Annotated in this window: 13 protein-coding genes; 4 read left to right on the top strand and 9 right to left on the bottom strand. The window is 70.2% G+C overall.

Features of this window, described 5'->3' with window-relative positions:
- Positions 1-19: 19 nt before the first annotated feature.
- Positions 20-1,366 (bottom strand): NAD(P)-binding domain-containing protein, encoded by a 1,347-nt coding sequence (locus OG734_RS28680; protein ID WP_443064930.1) that lies wholly within the window; start codon positions 1,364-1,366, stop codon positions 20-22.
- 153 nt (positions 1,367-1,519) lie between these two features.
- Between OG734_RS28680 and OG734_RS28675 the strand changes: the two genes are divergently transcribed.
- Positions 1,520-1,897, top strand: a complete 378-nt coding sequence (locus tag OG734_RS28675) for an ArsR/SmtB family transcription factor (RefSeq protein ID WP_330290366.1) — start codon at positions 1,520-1,522, stop codon at positions 1,895-1,897.
- Between the two features lie 63 nt (positions 1,898-1,960).
- Here OG734_RS28675 and OG734_RS28670 read toward each other — a convergent pair whose 3' ends face one another.
- Positions 1,961-2,755: an aquaporin gene (locus OG734_RS28670; RefSeq protein ID WP_443064929.1), complete on the bottom strand. Its 795-nt coding sequence runs from the start codon at positions 2,753-2,755 to the stop codon at positions 1,961-1,963.
- 37 nt (positions 2,756-2,792) lie between these two features.
- Entirely contained in the window at positions 2,793-3,107 is a 315-nt protein-coding gene (locus tag OG734_RS28665; protein WP_330290365.1) for an ArsR/SmtB family transcription factor, read from the bottom strand.
- A 121-nt stretch (positions 3,108-3,228) separates the two neighbouring features.
- Between OG734_RS28665 and OG734_RS28660 the strand changes: the two genes are divergently transcribed.
- Positions 3,229-3,648 (top strand): arsenate reductase ArsC, encoded by a 420-nt coding sequence (locus OG734_RS28660; RefSeq protein WP_330290364.1) that lies wholly within the window; start codon positions 3,229-3,231, stop codon positions 3,646-3,648.
- A gap of 144 nt (positions 3,649-3,792) precedes the next feature.
- Here the strand turns inward: OG734_RS28660 and OG734_RS28655 are convergent, their stop codons facing one another.
- A complete protein-coding gene (locus OG734_RS28655; protein WP_330290363.1) occupies positions 3,793-4,881 on the bottom strand; it encodes a questin oxidase family protein in 1,089 nt (362 codons plus the stop codon).
- A 266-nt stretch (positions 4,882-5,147) separates the two neighbouring features.
- On the opposite strand from OG734_RS28655, the gene OG734_RS28650 reads away from it, so the two are divergent.
- Positions 5,148-6,053, top strand: coding sequence for an aminoglycoside phosphotransferase family protein (locus tag OG734_RS28650; protein ID WP_330290362.1), 906 nt, complete (start codon positions 5,148-5,150; stop codon positions 6,051-6,053).
- A gap of 251 nt (positions 6,054-6,304) precedes the next feature.
- Here the strand turns inward: OG734_RS28650 and OG734_RS28645 are convergent, their stop codons facing one another.
- The 5 genes from OG734_RS28645 to OG734_RS28625 all read right to left on the bottom strand — a co-directional run bounded on the left by OG734_RS28645 (position 6,305) and on the right by OG734_RS28625 (position 12,847).
- Positions 6,305-7,942 carry a glycoside hydrolase family 13 protein gene (locus OG734_RS28645; protein ID WP_330290361.1) on the bottom strand — a complete coding sequence of 546 codons (1,638 nt, stop codon included), beginning with the start codon at positions 7,940-7,942 and terminating at the stop codon, positions 6,305-6,307.
- Between the two features lie 82 nt (positions 7,943-8,024).
- Entirely contained in the window at positions 8,025-8,942 is a 918-nt protein-coding gene (locus tag OG734_RS28640) for a carbohydrate ABC transporter permease (protein WP_330290360.1), read from the bottom strand.
- Between the two features lie 115 nt (positions 8,943-9,057).
- Positions 9,058-10,362 carry a carbohydrate ABC transporter permease gene (locus OG734_RS28635; RefSeq protein WP_330290359.1) on the bottom strand — a complete coding sequence of 435 codons (1,305 nt, stop codon included), beginning with the start codon at positions 10,360-10,362 and terminating at the stop codon, positions 9,058-9,060.
- Positions 10,363-10,404: 42 nt separating this feature from the next.
- Positions 10,405-11,652, bottom strand: coding sequence for a sugar ABC transporter substrate-binding protein (locus tag OG734_RS28630; protein WP_330290358.1), 1,248 nt, complete (start codon positions 11,650-11,652; stop codon positions 10,405-10,407).
- Positions 11,653-11,812: 160 nt separating this feature from the next.
- Positions 11,813-12,847: a LacI family DNA-binding transcriptional regulator gene (locus tag OG734_RS28625; protein WP_330290357.1), complete on the bottom strand. Its 1,035-nt coding sequence runs from the start codon at positions 12,845-12,847 to the stop codon at positions 11,813-11,815.
- A gap of 225 nt (positions 12,848-13,072) precedes the next feature.
- Here OG734_RS28625 and OG734_RS28620 point away from each other — a divergent pair, with 225 nt between their 5' ends.
- Positions 13,073-15,298 carry a glycogen debranching N-terminal domain-containing protein gene (locus OG734_RS28620; protein ID WP_330290356.1) on the top strand — a complete coding sequence of 742 codons (2,226 nt, stop codon included), beginning with the start codon at positions 13,073-13,075 and terminating at the stop codon, positions 15,296-15,298.
- The last annotated feature ends 312 nt before the right edge of the window (positions 15,299-15,610 follow it).

Genomic DNA, 15,610 nt, shown 5'->3' with positions numbered 1-15,610 from the left:
CCTTGAGTGGATGGGGGGTTCAGCAGCCGCCGGACGTCGGGGCCGGGGCCAAGGCGCTCGTGCCGATCCGGAGGGTGGTGGGGGCGGCGCAGCATCCGCCGCCGGACTGCTCGGTGTTCTCCGGCTCGTCGAACAGGCCCGCGCCGCCGCACACACCCGTCTCCGGGAGGGTGAGTTCGACGCGCTCGGCGGCCTCCCGGTCGCCCGCGATCGCGGCGGTGATCGAGCGGACCTGTTCGTAGCCGGTCATGGCGAGGAAGGTCGGGGCGCGGCCGTAGGACTTCATGCCGACCAGGTAGACGCCGTCTTCCGGGTGGGAGAGCTCGTTCACGCCGTGCGGGTAGACCGTGCCGCAGGAGTGCACGTTCGGGTCGATGAGGGGGGCCAGGGCGGTCGGGGCCTGGAGGCGTTCGTCGAGGCCGAGACGGAGTTCGGAGAGGAAGGACAGGTCGGGGCGGAAGCCGGTCAGGACGATGACCTCGTCGACCGGGTCGAGGCGGCGGCCGTCCTCGGCAACGAGGACGAGCCGGCCGCTCTCCCGCTCCACAGCCTGTGTACGGAAGCCGGTGACCGCGCTCGCATGGCCGGCCTCGACGGCTTCCTTGGCCCGCAGGCCCAGCGCGCCGCGCGCGGGCAGTTGGTCGGCTTCTCCCCCGCCGTAGGTGTTCGCGCCGATGCCGCGCCGCAGGATCCACACCGCGTGCGTGCCGTCCGCCGTCTTCGCCAGGTCGGCGAGGAGGGCGAGGGCGGTGAAGGCGGAGGCGCCGGAGCCGATGACGGCGGTGCGCCTGCCCGCGTAACGGGCGCGTACGGCAGGGTCGTTGAGGTCGGGGACGCGGTAGGCGAGGTGCTCGGCTGCCGTCTTCTCGCCGAGGGCGGGCAGACCGTCGGCGCCCATCGGGGCGGGGGTGTCCCAGGTGCCGGAGGCGTCGATGACGGCGCGAGCGGTGAGCCGCTCCTCGTGGCCGTCGGCGAGCTGGACGTGCACGGTGAAGGGCTGCTCGTCGCGGCCGGAGTCGACGATGCGGTCGCGTCCGGCGCGGGCGACGCCGGTCACCGTGACGCCGTAGCGGACCTTGTCACCGAGGACGTCGGCGAGGGGCTGGAGGTAGTGCTCGGCCCAGTCGCCGCCGGTCGGAAAGGTGGCGGCGTCGGGGCGGACCCAGCCGGTCGGGGCGAGGAGCTTCTCGCCGGCCGGGTCGACGATCTCGCCCCAGGTGGAGAACAGACGGACGTGCGACCAGTCCCGTACGGCGCTGCCCGCGACCCGGCCGGCTTCCAGGACCAGGGGGTCGATACCTCGCTCGACGAGACGGGCGGCGGCGGCCAGGCCGACCGGACCGGCGCCGATGACTACTACAGTCACGAGATTCCCCATTTCCCTTTGCTTCGACATCCGTCGATCTCTTGCCTTCACCAGACAGCGTGGCACCTATATCGACAACCGTCAACATAGACATTCATCGAATTAACCACGGGACCCCTCCCCCGCTGGTTCGACACATGTCAACATAGATGCATGTCGAATACGAAGCTCCTGCCGCTGCTGGACCCCGCCCCCGGCGAGACAGCGGCGCCCTGCTGTCCGCCTCTCACCGAGCGCCCGTTCACGGCGGAGGAGGCCGAGACGGCCGCGCGGATGTTCAAGGCGCTCGGCGACCCGGTGCGGCTACGCCTCTTCTCGCTGGTCGCCTCGCACGAGGGCGGCGAGGCGTGCGTGTGCGACATCTCCGACGTCGGCGTCTCGCAGCCGACCGTCTCCCACCACCTGAAGAAGCTCAAGGAGGCCGGCCTGCTCACCTCCGAGCGGCGCGGCACCTGGGTCTACTACCGCGTCGAGCCGTCCGTGCTGACCGCGATGGGCAGTCTGCTGACCATCACGCCGACCACCGCCTGACCGACCGGTTCGGCCTCGGCGTCAGCTTCGGCTTCGGCTTCGGCTTCGGCTTCGGCTTCGGCGTCATTCAGTGGATCGGGCGGGTACGAAGACGAACGCGACCAGCGCCAACCCGACCACCGCTCCGACCAGTTGGGCGCCGACGAACCCCGGCACCGACCCCGGCGCGATCCCCGCGAACGTGTCACTGAAGGTCCGGCCGATCGTCACCGCCGGGTTCGCGAACGACGTGGACGACGTGAACCAGTAGGCGGCGCCGATGTACGAGGCCACGGCCACGGGCGCGTACCGCAGCTGGTCGGTACGGGCCAGGCCGAAGATCAGCAGGATCAGGCCGGCGGTGGCCACCACCTCACCCAGCAGCAGATGACCGGCCGAGCGGTCGTGCGTGGACCACTCCACCAGGGGCTCGCCGAACATCGCGTCGGCCAGGATCGCGCCCGCGATCGCACCGGCGATCTGTGCGGGGACGTACACCGCGACCTCGCGCGCCGTGACGCCGTCGCCCCCGCGCCGGGCGGTCCACCACTCGGCCAGCGTGACGACGGGATTGAAGTGCGCCCCGGACACCGGGCCGAACAGCAGGATCAGGATGCCGAGGCCGAAGACGGTGGCGATCGAGTTGGCCAGCAGCTGCACCCCGACGTCCTTCGTCAGTTCGGTGGCCTGGACGCCGGAACCGATCACGACGGCGACGAGAAGGGCGGTGCCGAGGAGTTCGGCCGCGGCCCGGGCTTTCAGCGGGGTACGGGGCGGCGTGGCACCCGGCGCGAGCTGCGGCCCGGCGACGGTCGCGGCCTCCCCGGCCCTGTCGTGCCCGGTGGCCTCGATGGCGTCGGCGGCCTCGGTGGCGGTCAACAGGACTCCTTCGTTGCAGTCGCCATAGCGGCGGAGATCAGGGACAGGACCGCTTGACGTTGTTCTCGGCGGTGGCGCGCGCGGTCTCCGCCAGGTCGGCGAACCGGCTGGCGAGGGAGGCGATGACGTCGGGCCTGAGCCGGTAGTAGGTGAACCGGCCGCAGGGCTCCGTCTCCACGACCCCGGCCTCGCGCAGCACCTTCAGATGGTTGGAGAGGTTGGTCTGTCTGGCCCCCGTCTCCTCGATCAGGTGGGTGCTGCAGAGCGTCTCCTTGGCGAGCAGGGTGACGATCTGGAGGCGGAGCGGGTCCGCGAGAACCCGCATCAGATCAGTGTCGACTGACTTCAGCATGGGCTGATACTGTCACATCACTCCAGACTGATACCAGTCTGGGCTGAGCCTGGGCCCGCACACCCGCACGCGTATCCGCACCCAATACGCGTACGGACTCACGCCTCGATAGGAAGAATCCATGTCCTCCAGCCCGCTCGCCTCCGTGTTGTTCGTCTGTGTCCACAACGCCGGGCGCTCGCAGATGGCCGCCGGTTTCCTCGACCACCTCGCGGGCGACCGGATCGAGGTGCGGTCTGCTGGTTCCATCCCCGGAGACCGGGTCAACCCCTCCGCGGTCGAGGCCATGAAGGAAGTCGGCGTCGACATCGCCGACGCCAGACCGAAGATCCTCACCACCGAGGCCGTCCAGGCGTCCGACTACGTCATCACGATGGGCTGCGGCGACGCCTGCCCGGTCTTCCCCGGCAAGAAGTACCTCGACTGGGCCCTGGAGGACCCGGCCGGCAAGGGCGTCGAGGCCGTGCGCCCCATCCGGGACCAGATCAGGACCCGTATCGAGGCCCTGATCGCCGAGATCGACGCACATAGGGGGGAGTGAACAACGGACAGGCCCTGGCGTATTCGGGCGCCACTTGGCGCGGGGAGGTCGGCCGGAGTGCTCCCGTCGCCGACCGTCAGTGCAGCCGTCGCGGCCTCGGACCGTGGGGCCGGAGCGTTCCCGCCGCCGGTGGGGCGTCTTCCGCTAGAGAACCGGGCCGATCAGTTCGCAGGCCCGGGCTGCGGCCACCAGCGCGCCGGTGCTGCCGGTGGTGGCGGCTACGTCCAGCGCGGTGTCGGCGAACTTCACTACGTGCTCGTCGCCGTGCTCGGCCGCGCGTGCGAAGACTTCCTGTGCGGCGTCCGCTACCGATCCGGCAGGGGCCTTCGGTAGTTCGGACGCCGGAGCGGGGGTGGCTGGTGAGTACAGGGCGGTCACCGCGGCGCTCGCCGTCCAGGCGGCGTTCAGACTCGGTGCCCACAGCGCGGGGGGCAGCGCGGGCAGGGTGCGCAGCACGGCGTTGGGCGCGGTGGCGGCGTGCACCAGCATGATCGGGCTGAGGTGGCCGTGCGTGGCGTAGCGGTACGTGGCTGCCCGGACGAGCTCGGCCAGCACGTCGCGGGACTCCTCAGGCGTCACTGCCGGGCTGAGTGCGGCGGTCGCCGCCGTCCAGCCGGGCGTTGCGGTCAGCTGCGCGAGGCCGTCACGGAAGCCCCCGGTTTGGTCCGCGATCGGCGGGATGCCGTCCAGTGCCTTGCCCGGGCCGGCGGTGCCGCCCGGCGCAGCGACGCCGGGCGTCGGCAGGCTGCGGGCCGCCCAGTAGGCGAGGCCATGGGCCAGTTCTGCGGTACGCGGGTCGGCGCTCGACCCGGCACTCGCGTCGTTGCCGTGCTCGTCGTCGAGGAGGGTGCGGACGGCATGGCCGACACGGATCACCGGGTGGGTGGCACCGGCGGCGATGCCCGGCAGCAGGCGGGGCCACCACTGCACCAGCACCTCGCGCCATGGTCGGTCGGCGGTCTGGCGAACGAAGTGCGCCGTCCAGTCACCGATCCTGCGGGGATCACCCAACGCTTCCCGCCATCCGTCCTCGGTGATCGGATCGGTGGCGCGGGGCAGGTCCTCCAGCTTGTCGCGGTAGTAATCAAGCCAGCGGTGCACGGTGGTCGCGTGACCGTTGCGGACCAGCGCCTCCACCGCCATCGGACCGTGGTTGGACAACCAACCGTCGCGTTCAGGGCCGTAGTCGTGCAGTCGCTGGAGAGCTTCGTCGAGGGCCCCGGTGGTGTCCATGACTCCGACGCTAACGACCGCGACGACCTGACGTAACGGGCTTGAGACCTACACCTGCAGACCTAGGTTCAATGCCGGTGCCGGTGACTTGACCGAGTGATACCGAGTGATGGTGAAGGTGTGAGTGCCGTCGCGGCCTCGGACCGTGGGGCCGGAGCGTTCCCAGGTGTGGTCCTGAAGCGTCGGCTCGGGGAGGTCTCGGACGCCGTACAGGCCGAGTCGCAAAACGGGTTGCCTTTGAAGATCGTGACGCGGAGGCTTCCACCATGAAGATGCACGCCAACCAGCTGACGGTGTCACCTGAGACGGTGCGCACGTTGGTGGAGCAGCAGTTTCCCGAGTGGCGAAGCCTGCAGGTCAGGAGCATCGCCGCACAGGGTACGGTCAACGCCATCTTCCGTATCGGCGATCGGTTCACCGCTCGATTCCCTCTTGAGTCCGCAGATGTCGAGTCGACGCGGCGCGGGCTGGAGACCGAAGCGGAAGCGGCTCGCGAGTTGGCAGGTCGCACGCGTTTCCCCACGCCGGAGCCGGTCGCGCTCGGTGAACCCGGGGCAGGCTACCCGCTTCCGTGGTCGGTGCAGACATGGCTGCCCGGCGTCGTGGCCGCCAACGAGGGCCCAGGCGAATCGTCTGCGTTTGCCCGTGACTTGGCCGATCTCATCGGCGAACTACGCGCGATCGACACGCATGGCCGCACGTTCGCCGGCACAGGTCGAGGAGGCGACCTGCAGTCCCATGACGCGTGGATGGAGACCTGTTTCAGACACAGTGAGCAACTCCTGGATGTCCCTCGGCTGCGCCGTATCTGGGCAACTCTGCGTGATCTGCCGCGAGGTGCAGCCGAGGACGCCATGGCCCATTGCGATCTGATTCCCGGCAACGTGCTGGTGTCCGCCGGCCGGCTTGCGGGGATTCTCGACGTCGGCGGCTTCGGGCCGGCCGATCCTTCGCTGGATCTCGTGAGTGCGTGGCATCTGCTGGAGGCCGGACCGCGGCAGGTGCTCCGCGATCACCTGGGTAGCGGCGATCTTGAATGGGAGCGTGGTAAGGCGTGGGCTTTCGCTCAAGCGATGGGGTTGGTCTGGTACTACGTCGAAAGCAACCCGCCCATGAGCCGGATGGGTCACCGTTCCTTGGAACGCATCCTGGCGGATCAATCGCCCGTATGACTTGCTCGCCTTGGGCAAGTCCATGCCCTGCCGTCACGCACCCGCTGACAACCATGACCGAACCAGCGCATTCCCTGTGGGGAGGCGTGGGCGCCGTTTCAGAGCAACTCCATCGGGTTATCGGGTTCCCTGGACATGGGCCAGGGCCTGTCCGATCGGCGGGGAGGAACACCGGACAGGCCCTGGCGTATTCGGGCGCGACTGGACGCGCGGAGGAGATCGGCCGGAGAGACTCCGTGACCGCCCGTCGGTCAGTCCAGCAGCAGGACCGTGGTGTCCGGCGGCAGCATGCCGTCCTTGTTCAGCGGTCCTGAGGCAAGGAGGGGGCTCCAGGCGTCGGGGAGTGGCATCGGCCGGTCGGCGAGGTTGACCGCGCACAGCAGGGCGTTGCCTCGCTGGAAGAGGAGTGTGTCGGGCGGGCTGTCCAGCCAGCGGAAGTCCTCGCCTCGCAGGTCGGGGTTGGTGCGGCGCAGGCGCAGGGCGGAGCGGTACAGCTGGAGCATGGAGGTCGGGTCGGCCTGGTTGGCTTCGGCGGTGTACGACTTCCAGTCGTCGGGCTGGGGAAGCCAGGGCGTGGCGGACCCGTATGTGCTGAAGCCGAACGGCCGGGTGTCGCCGGTCCAGGGGAGGGGGACGCGGCAGCCGTCGCGGCCTCGGACAGTGTGGCCGGAGCGTTCCCAGGTGGGGTCCTGGAGGGCCTGCTCGGGGAGGTCTTCGACCTCGTACAGGCCGAGTTCCTCGCCCTGGTAGATGTACGCGCCGCCGGGCAGGGCCAGCATCAGCAGGGCCGCCGCCCGTGCTCGGCGGGTGCCGAGGGCGAGGTCGGTGGGGTGGCCCTGGTCGCGCGCCGGGGTTGTGACGCCGGTGTGGGCGCGACCGTATCGGGTGGTGTGGCGGGTCTCGTCGTGGTTGGAGAGGACCCAGGTGGCGGGGGCGCCGACCTTCGCCAGATCGGTGATCGTGCGGTCGATGACCTCCCTCAACTTGTCTGTCTCCCAGGCGCACTTGAGGAAGTCGAAGTTGAAGGCGGTGTGGAGTTCGTCCGCGCGGAGGTAGTCGGGCAGGCGGCTGGGGCGTACGTGGGCCTCGGCGACGAAGACGCGGGGGTTCGGGTAGCTGTCGGCGATGGCGCGCCAGCTGCGGTAGATGGCGTGGACGCCGTCGCGGTCCCAGTGCGGGTGGTTCGGCTGGTCCTCGTCGGCGAGGACGGAGAACTCCGTCAGGCCGAGGTCCGGGAGGGCCGGGTCCTTGGCCATGCCGTGGGCGACGTCGATGCGGAAACCGTCGACGCCCAGGTCGAACCAGAAGCGCAGGATCGACTCGAACTCGGCCCGGACCTCGGGGTTTTCCCAGTTCAGGTCCGGTTGCTCGGGGGCGAAGAGGTGGAGGTACCACTGGCCGTCCGGCGTGCGGGTCCAGGTGGGGCCGCCGAAGGCCGCGTACCAGTCGTTGGGGGGTTCGCTGCCGTTCTCCCCTCTCCCCTCGCGGAAGATGAACCGGTCTCGTTCCGGGGATCCGGGCGCCGCCGCCAACGCCTCCTGGAACCAGGCGTGTTGGTCGGAGGTGTGGTTCGGGACGATGTCCAGGATCACCCGCAGGCCCAGCTCGTGGGCCTCGGTGATCAGCTTCCGTGCCTCGTCGAGGGTGCCGTACGTGGGGTGGATGCCGCGGAAGTCGGAGACGTCGTAGCCGCCGTCGGCCAGTGGGGACGGGTACCAGGGGTTGATCCAGATCGCGTCGACGCCGAGGTCGGCCAGGTACCGCAGACGGGAGCGGAGGCCGGCGATGTCGCCGGTTCCGTCGCCGTCGCCGTCGGCGAAGCTGCGTATGTACACCTGGTAGATGACCGCGGAGCGCCACCAGGAGTCGTTCGGGGGCGAGTTGTTCATGTGGCCCGGTCCTGTCGAAGGGGGTGCAGGGTCCACACCACCCGCTTATTGATCACAACGAAATTCAGGTGCCTCGCCCGGGCTACCCCTTGGTCGCGCCCGCCGTGCCGCCTCGGACGAAGTGCCGCTGGAAGGCGAAGAACACCAGTGCCACGGGGATGGTCATGAGCAGGGCCGCCGCGAGCTTGATCGGGTACTGGTTGCCGTCACCGAGCTGGCCGGAGACGAGTGAGGCGACCCCGGAGGTGAGCGTGTTCAGTTCCGGGCTCTGCCGGGAAACGATGAAGTGCGGAAGCTCGTTCCACGATCCCTGGAACGACAGGATGGTCAGGGTGATGAGGGCCGGCTTGGCCATCGGCAGTACGACGGACCAGTAGATACGGAAGGTGCTCGCGCCGTCGATGCGGGCTGCTTCCTCGACGCTGACGGGGATCGACTCGAAGAACTGTTTCATGATGAACACCCCCGCCGCGTCGGCGAGAAGCGGGACGATCATGCCCGAGTAGGAGTCGTACATCCCGAGTTGGTTGAGGACGAGGAACTTCGGGATGAGCAGGACGACCCCGGGCACGGCCATCACCGCGATGACGGCTCCGAACAGTGCGCCCCGGCCGCGAAAGCGCAGCCTGGCCAGTGCGTATCCGGCCAGGGAGTCGAAGAACACGCGGCCCGCGGTGACGAAGAGTGCGACGACGACGGAGTTCGCGAACCAGCGCGGATAGTCCGCATCGGCGAGCCGGCTGAAGGCCGCCGTCGTGAAGTGGGTCGGCCACAGTGACAGGGGGTGGCTGGTGGCGTCCGCGTCGGTTTTGAAGCTCGTCGCGAGCTGGATGAGGAAGGGATAGATGTAGAGCAGCGCGATGGCGACGAGGGCGGTGTAGCCGAGAGCGCGGGTGAGGCCCCCGCCGGGGCGTGTGCGTTTGTCCGCGCGGCGGGTCGGGTGCTTGTCGCCGGTGTTCGCTGCGGTGCCCGCGTCGGCGGGCTGGTGCTGTGGACTCATCGCGTGCCTCTGTTGTGGACGTCGGCTGTGGCCGCCGGTGCGGCTGCGGTGGTGGGTGCGGTCGCGCCGGTTCCGGGATGTGGGGCGTAGGCACCCGATGCGGCGGTGCGGGGCATCAGATCGCCCCCGTCGTCGGACCGGACCCGGAGCGGGCCGCCTTCGCCGCGCGCCGTGTGTCGGCCTTGGTGCGGGCCTCGTCCTTGTCGCGCAGGACGAACCGCTGCAGGAGCGTCATCGCGACGATGATCACGAAGAGGATGAAGGCGATGGCGCTGCCTTGTCCCCACTCGTTGTTGATGAACGAGGACTGGTAGGACAGGAAAGCGGGAGTCAGCGTCGTCTTTCCGGGTCCGCCCTTGGTCATGACGTAGATCTGGTCGAAGACCTGCCAGGTGCCGATGAGGCCGAGGGTCAGGACGAGGAAGAGCGTCGGCTTGAGCATGGGCAGCGTGACGTGGCGGAACCGCTGCCAGCGTCCGGTGCCGTCGATCTCGGCGGCCTCCTCGACTTCGAGGGGGATGTCCTGCAGGGCGGCGAGGAACATGAGCATGAACGTGCCCGCCGTCGTCCACACGACCAGCGCGATGACCGCGGTCATGGCCACGCTGGGGCCTGAGATCCAGTCCCACAGGGACAGGCCGCCGACGGCGTGGTCGGCGAGCGCGGCAGGCGGTGCGTCGGTGTTCATCCCGAGGGCGCCGAGAGCGAGGTGGATGATGCCGCGTGGATCGGCGAACCAGGCCGGTCCGTCGACTCCGATCTTCGCCAGCAGGGAGTTGACGACCCCGCTGGAGGAGAAGAGGAACAGGAAGACGACCGAGATCGCGACCGAACTCGTCACCGCCGGGAAGTAGTACGCGGTGCGGAAGAACCCCTTGCCCTTCAGCCGTCTGCCGTTGACCAGGAGCGCCAGGCCCAGCGCGAGCACGGTCTGCAGCGGCACGACGAAGAGCACGTAGTACGCGTTGTTGCGCAGGCTCGTCATGAAGTCGCTCTGCGCCAGGCCGGACTTGGTGAGCAGCGGCTCGTAGTTCTGGCCGCCGACGAAGTCCACGCCCGACGAGAAGGGGCTGCCCTGGCCGTTCCAGTCGGACAGGCTCACCCAGAGCGCCATGACGATCGGCACGACCAGGAAGAGTCCGAGCACGACGAGGACGGGTGAGACGAACAGCCAGCCGGCGAGACCCTCCCGGCCCCGGATACCGCCTCGGGAGGCGCGGGTGCGGCGGCCTCCACCGGTTCCTCCACCGGTTCCTCCACCAGTTCCTCCACCGGCTTTGGCGGCGTCGTCCGGACCGGTGTCCTTGACCGGTCCACGCGGCACGGATGACGGGACGCGGTCTTTGGCGGTGCCTGCCGGGCGGGCTGCTGCCGGGCCGCTACCCGGGCCCTGTGCGGGCCCGGGGTTCGGTTCACTCATCGCAGATTCACTCTCACTCCGTCGGTCTCAGGGGTGTCCGGGTCACTGGCCCACGACCGCCTGCGCGTTCTTCTGAAGTCGCGCGAGGATCTGCTTCGGGTCGGCGTCGGGCAGTGACTGGAGGCCCGTGTCGAAGTCGGTGAGCACCTGGTCGATCTTCGGGACGTTCACCGGGGCCTGCGCGTACGTGGCTCCGTCGATGAACGCCTTGTCCTGCGGGGACTGGGCGAGGTAGTCGGCCGACGCGGACTGCCGTGACGGCATCACGCCGAGCGCCTGGGCGAAGCTCAGCTCGGCGTCCTTCGCGGTCATCGCCTTGACGAAGTCGAGGGCTGCGGCCTTGTGCTTGCTCTTCGCCGCGATGCCCCAGCACTGGGTGAAGGCGAGCGTGCCCTTGCCTGCGGGGCCGGTCGGCAGCGGGACCGTCTTGTACTTGACGTCCGGGTAGTCGTTCTTCATCGCGCCGGCGATCCAGTTGCCCTCGATCGTCATCGCGGCCTTCTGCTTGCCGAAGGCTTCGCCCGACCAGCCGGAGTCGAGCTGCTTGGGATACTTGGTCGAGCCGTCGGCGAGCAGCGACCGGACGTACTCCAGGGCCTTGAGGTTCTCGGGAGAGTCCGCGGTGACCTTGGTGGCGTCCTTGTTCGTCACCCAGCCGCCGGCCTGGACCATGAAGGCACCGATCCGGTCACGCGTGTCGCCGAGGACGAAGCCGACCTGCTTGCCCGTGGTCAGCTTCTTCGCCACGGCCGCCAGCTGCTCCCACGTGGTGGGGATGTCGGCGTCCGTCAGACCGGCCTTCGACCATGCCGTGGTGTTGATCTGCAGGCCCAGCGTGGAGAAGTCCTTGGGAACGCAGTAGAACTTGCCGTCGTAGGTGAACGCCTGACGCAGGGCCGGGTAGAAGTCGTCCTTCCCCGGGAAAGTGTCGCCGTACGGTTCGAGGCTGCCCGCGCTGGCGTACGTGGCGAAGAACTTGGCGTCGACGTAGAAGACGTCCGGTGGGTTGTTCGAGGCGAAGCCCTGCCCGAGCTGCTGGCTGATGTCCTGGGCCTGGGTGACGGTCGCCTTGTTGCCGGACTTCGTCGCCCACGCGTCGGAGGCGTCCTTGACGGCCTTCGTCTCGGCGTCGCCGCTGGAGGCGATGAGGACCTTGATCGAGGCGGGTCCGGCCGACTCCTGACTGTCGTCCGTGCCGCTGTCGTCGAACCCGCTGCCCCCGCAGGCCGACAGGCTGAGCGACAGCAGCGCGACGGCTCCAACTGCCCAGCGTGTACGCGGATTTCTCATGATAAATCTCCTTGCGCAGGCCGGCCTGAAGAGCCGGTGGTAGAGGGGAGGGCGCGCCCCGTCGCCGCACTGTGGCTGCGAGCGGGATCGCCGGTGTTGGCTGAGCGGATTACGGAGCCGCTCGGCAGGGGGAAGGAGGGTTCGGGTGCGGCGGAGCGGCTCAGCCGCTCGCGCGGACGACGAGCCGGGGCGGCAGCAGGACAGGGGGCGGCGGGACGGCCGGCGGTTCGGGAGTCGCCAGCAGTTCCTGGAGCATGTTCAGGCAGGCGGCGGCGGCCTCGTCGTACGGCTGCGCCACGCTGCTCAGACCGACGACCGCCGCCGTCGGGGAGTCGTCGAAGCCGACCACCGCGACATCGGCCCCGGGGCGCAGTCCACGCGCGGTGATCTCGGTCCAGGCCCCGAGGGCCAGCGAGTCGCTCGCGCAGACGATCGCGGTCGGCGGGGTGGGCAGGTCGAGCATCGCCCCGGCGGCCTCACGGCCGGTGTCGAGCCCGTCGGGGACGCCCATGTCGTAGCCGGCCGGGACATCGACTCCGGACACGGCGAGGAGGTCGGACCAGCCCCTGCGCCGGTCGTCGCCGACCTCTGATCCTTCCGGTCCCTCCGGCCAGCCGAGGAAGGCGATGCGCCGGTGACCGGCCTCGATGAGGTGCCGGGTCGCGGCAAGGGTCCCTTGCGCGCCGTCGACATCGACCCAGCCGTGCCGCTCGGAGGCCTCGGCTTCGGCCCCCCAGGGCCGGCCGAAGGTCACATACGGCACCCGGCGCTCGGTCAGCCATGCCGTCCGGCGGTCGCCGGCGTGAGTGGCGTGCAGGACGAAGGCGTCGAGGTCATGGTCGTCGAGCAGTTGTTCGTACAGGGTGCATTCGTGGTCGTCGTCCGTGGCCGTGAACACCACGATCCGGTAGCCGGCCTCCTGGGTACGGGCGGTCAGCGACTGGAGGAACTGGGCGAGGACGGCGCCGTTGACGCCGTCGCGCAGCGGCTCGATGCGGGCGCCGATCAGCCGTGAACGCCGGGTCCGCAGCGTCCGGGAAGCCTGGTTCGGGCGGTAGTTGAGTTCCTTGATGGCGGCTTGTACGCGGGCCAGGGTCTCCGGCCGCACCCGATGCGGCGCGTTGATCACGTTGGACACGGTCTGTGTCGACACGGAGGCATGCCGCGCCACGCTTTCGAGTGTTACTCGCGCCATCGCGAAGCCACCTCCACAAAGTTCACTGCGCCGCAGCGTATCGCCGTCGCGGTGGCGCATCGTCAACGCCGTCGCGGTTGGATTTGAACGTTAAATTTAGCGTTCCAATCGGTTACTGTGGCGATCGGCGCCCGGCCTGTCAAGAGTCGGCGCGGTCACAAACCGACCTCACAAGCCACCCCCACAAACCGCCCACGAGACACGAGGGCACCGGACGGAGCTTTCATGACCTCACCCGAGCGGCAGCCGCTCCTGCACGATCTCGCGGTCACCCTCGCCGCCCCGACTGTCGTGCTGTCCGAGCCGGACGGCAACCTCGACGCCGCCGCTCCGGGGGCCGGAGTGCAGGGGCTCTTCCACGCCGACGTACGCGCGGTGAGCCTGCTGCGCGTGACGCTGCGCGCCGACGCCGACGCGGCGGACGGCGACGCCGGAGCGGTCGACGGCGACGCCGGAGCAGCAGGCAGCAACGCCGGACCGGTCGACGGCGACGCCGGAGCGGCGGGCAGCGACGCCCGAGCGGCCGACGGTGAGGAGGGCTGGCTGCCGGTGGTCGCGGTGATGAACGCGACGGACGGTCCCGGTCGCAGCCGTTTCGTCGGCCTGGCCCAGGCGCTCGGCGACGCGGTTCCCGACCCGACCGTCCGGGTCGACCGGCGGCGCATCCTGCATCCCGGCCTGCTCACCGAACAGTTGACCGTCCGCTCCACCGCGACGACGCCGGTGCGTCTCGCCGTCCGGGTCGAGATCGCCGGGGACCTCGTACCGCTGGAGCACGCGAAGGCGGGCCTTGCAGCCCGGTCTCCGCTCCAGCCGACGGGCGAACTGTCGTCCGGCGCCGGTGTGTTGAGCTGGGGAGACGGCACCGTCGCCGTCACCGTCAGCGCCCCCGGCGCGGCCCCCGACGCCGCGCACTCCACGCTGACCTGGACGCTCACGGTCGCGCCCGGCGAGAGCGTCGACCTGCACCTGGCCGTCGAGGTCTCGGAACCCGACGCGGTCGTCACGGCCGCCGACCCGCGGCCCACCTGGCAGCGCCCCGACGTCACCGCCGACGACCGCCGGCTGCCCGCCCTTGTCGCCCAGAGCCTGGACGACCTCCACTCGCTGCGCATGGCCATGACCGTGTCGCCGGGTGACACCTTCCTCGCTGCGGGCCTCCCCTGGTTCTTCACGCTCTTCGGCCGGGACAGCCTGTGGGCCGCGCGGATGCTCCTGCCGCTGGGCACGGACCTCGCACTGGGCACCCTGCGCACCCTGGCCGCCCAGCAGGGCACCCGCACCGACGCGGAGACGGAAGAGGAGCCGGGCAAGATCCTCCACGAGGTGCGGCGCGGCGTCTTCGACGACGGCAAGGGACTTCACCTGCCACCGGTCTACTACGGCACGGTCGACGCGACCCCCCTGTGGATCTGCCTGCTCCACGACGCCTGGCGCTGGGGTCTGCCCACCGCCGACATCGAGCCGCTGCTGCCCGCGCTCGTGGCCGCGCTCGACTGGATCGACTCCGCCGCCCGTGCCGGAGACGGCTTCCTCTCGTACGTCGACCACCGGGGCACCGGCCTGGCGAACCAGGGCTGGAAGGACTCCGCCGACGCCGTCCGCTTCACCGACGGCCGGCTCGCCGAAGCGCCTCTGGCTCTCGCCGAAGTACAGGGTTACGCCTACGAGGCCGCCCTCGCCGGAGCGGCACTCCTCGACGCCTTCGGGCTGCCGGACGGCGAACGATGGCGGACCTTCGCGGCCGGCCTCGCCGACCGCTTCCGCGCCCGGTTCTGGGTCGCCGACCGCCAAGGGCCCTACCCCGCCATGGCACTTGACCGTTCGGGCCGCCCGGTCGACGCCGTCGCGAGCAACATGGGCCACCTCCTGGCCACCGGCATCCTGAACACCGACGAGACCACCGCCGTCGCCGCACGGCTCGCCGCCCCGGACATGTCCGACGCCTACGGCCTGCGGACGATGTCGTCGACGTCCGGCGGCTTCGGCCCGCTGCGCTACCACTGCGGCACCGTCTGGCCGCACGACACCGCCATCGCCGTCACCGGCCTCGCCCGCAGCGGCCACCCCGAGGCCGCCGCCCGGCTCATCGAGGGCATCCTCGACGCCGCGCCGGCCTTCGACTACCGGCTGCCCGAGCTCTGGGGCGGCGACGCCCGTACGGACACCCCCGCCCCGGTCCCCTACCCGGCCGCCTGCCGCCCACAGGCCTGGTCGGCGGCAGCGGCGATCGCCTTCCTGACGGCGCTCACCGGTCTGGACCCCGACGTACCCGCGGGCCGTCTCCGTCTCCGGCCGGCAGGTGCGCTGCCCGTCGGGGCGCTCACGGTCACAGGGCTGACGGTCGCGGGCGAACGGCTCGACCTCACGATCGGTTCGGACGGCCGGGTCGAGTCGGTTGCGGCAACTGCGGGGCTGATCGTCGAGGAAGGCGCGGCGCTGCGGTCCTGAGGATCATCCGGTCGGCCGGGTGCGACGCCGGTTCCGGTGACGGCGGCGGTGACGGCGGCGGTGACCCGGCCGCCGGATGAAGGGCGGCCGGCCTGGGCGCTCAGCCTGCGGAGCGGGGTTTTCCGGCAACTCGGGCTGGGCGACCGGGAGTTCCTCTCCACGGACGGGTCGCCGCCTCGCACTCACCGAGAACATCAGACACCCAGAACACCCAGAACACCGAGCGCACCGAGCGCACCGAGCGCACCGAGCGCACCGAGCGCACCGAGCGCACCGAGCGCACCGAGCGCAGCTGCTCCAGGCTCCTTTCCC

Origin of the sequence: Streptomyces sp. NBC_00576 (assembly GCF_036345175.1) — a bacterium.
Lineage (GTDB): Bacteria > Actinomycetota > Actinomycetes > Streptomycetales > Streptomycetaceae > Streptomyces.
Note: the sequence above shows the minus strand (reverse complement) of the source record. Positions and strands in the feature narration are given on the sequence as shown.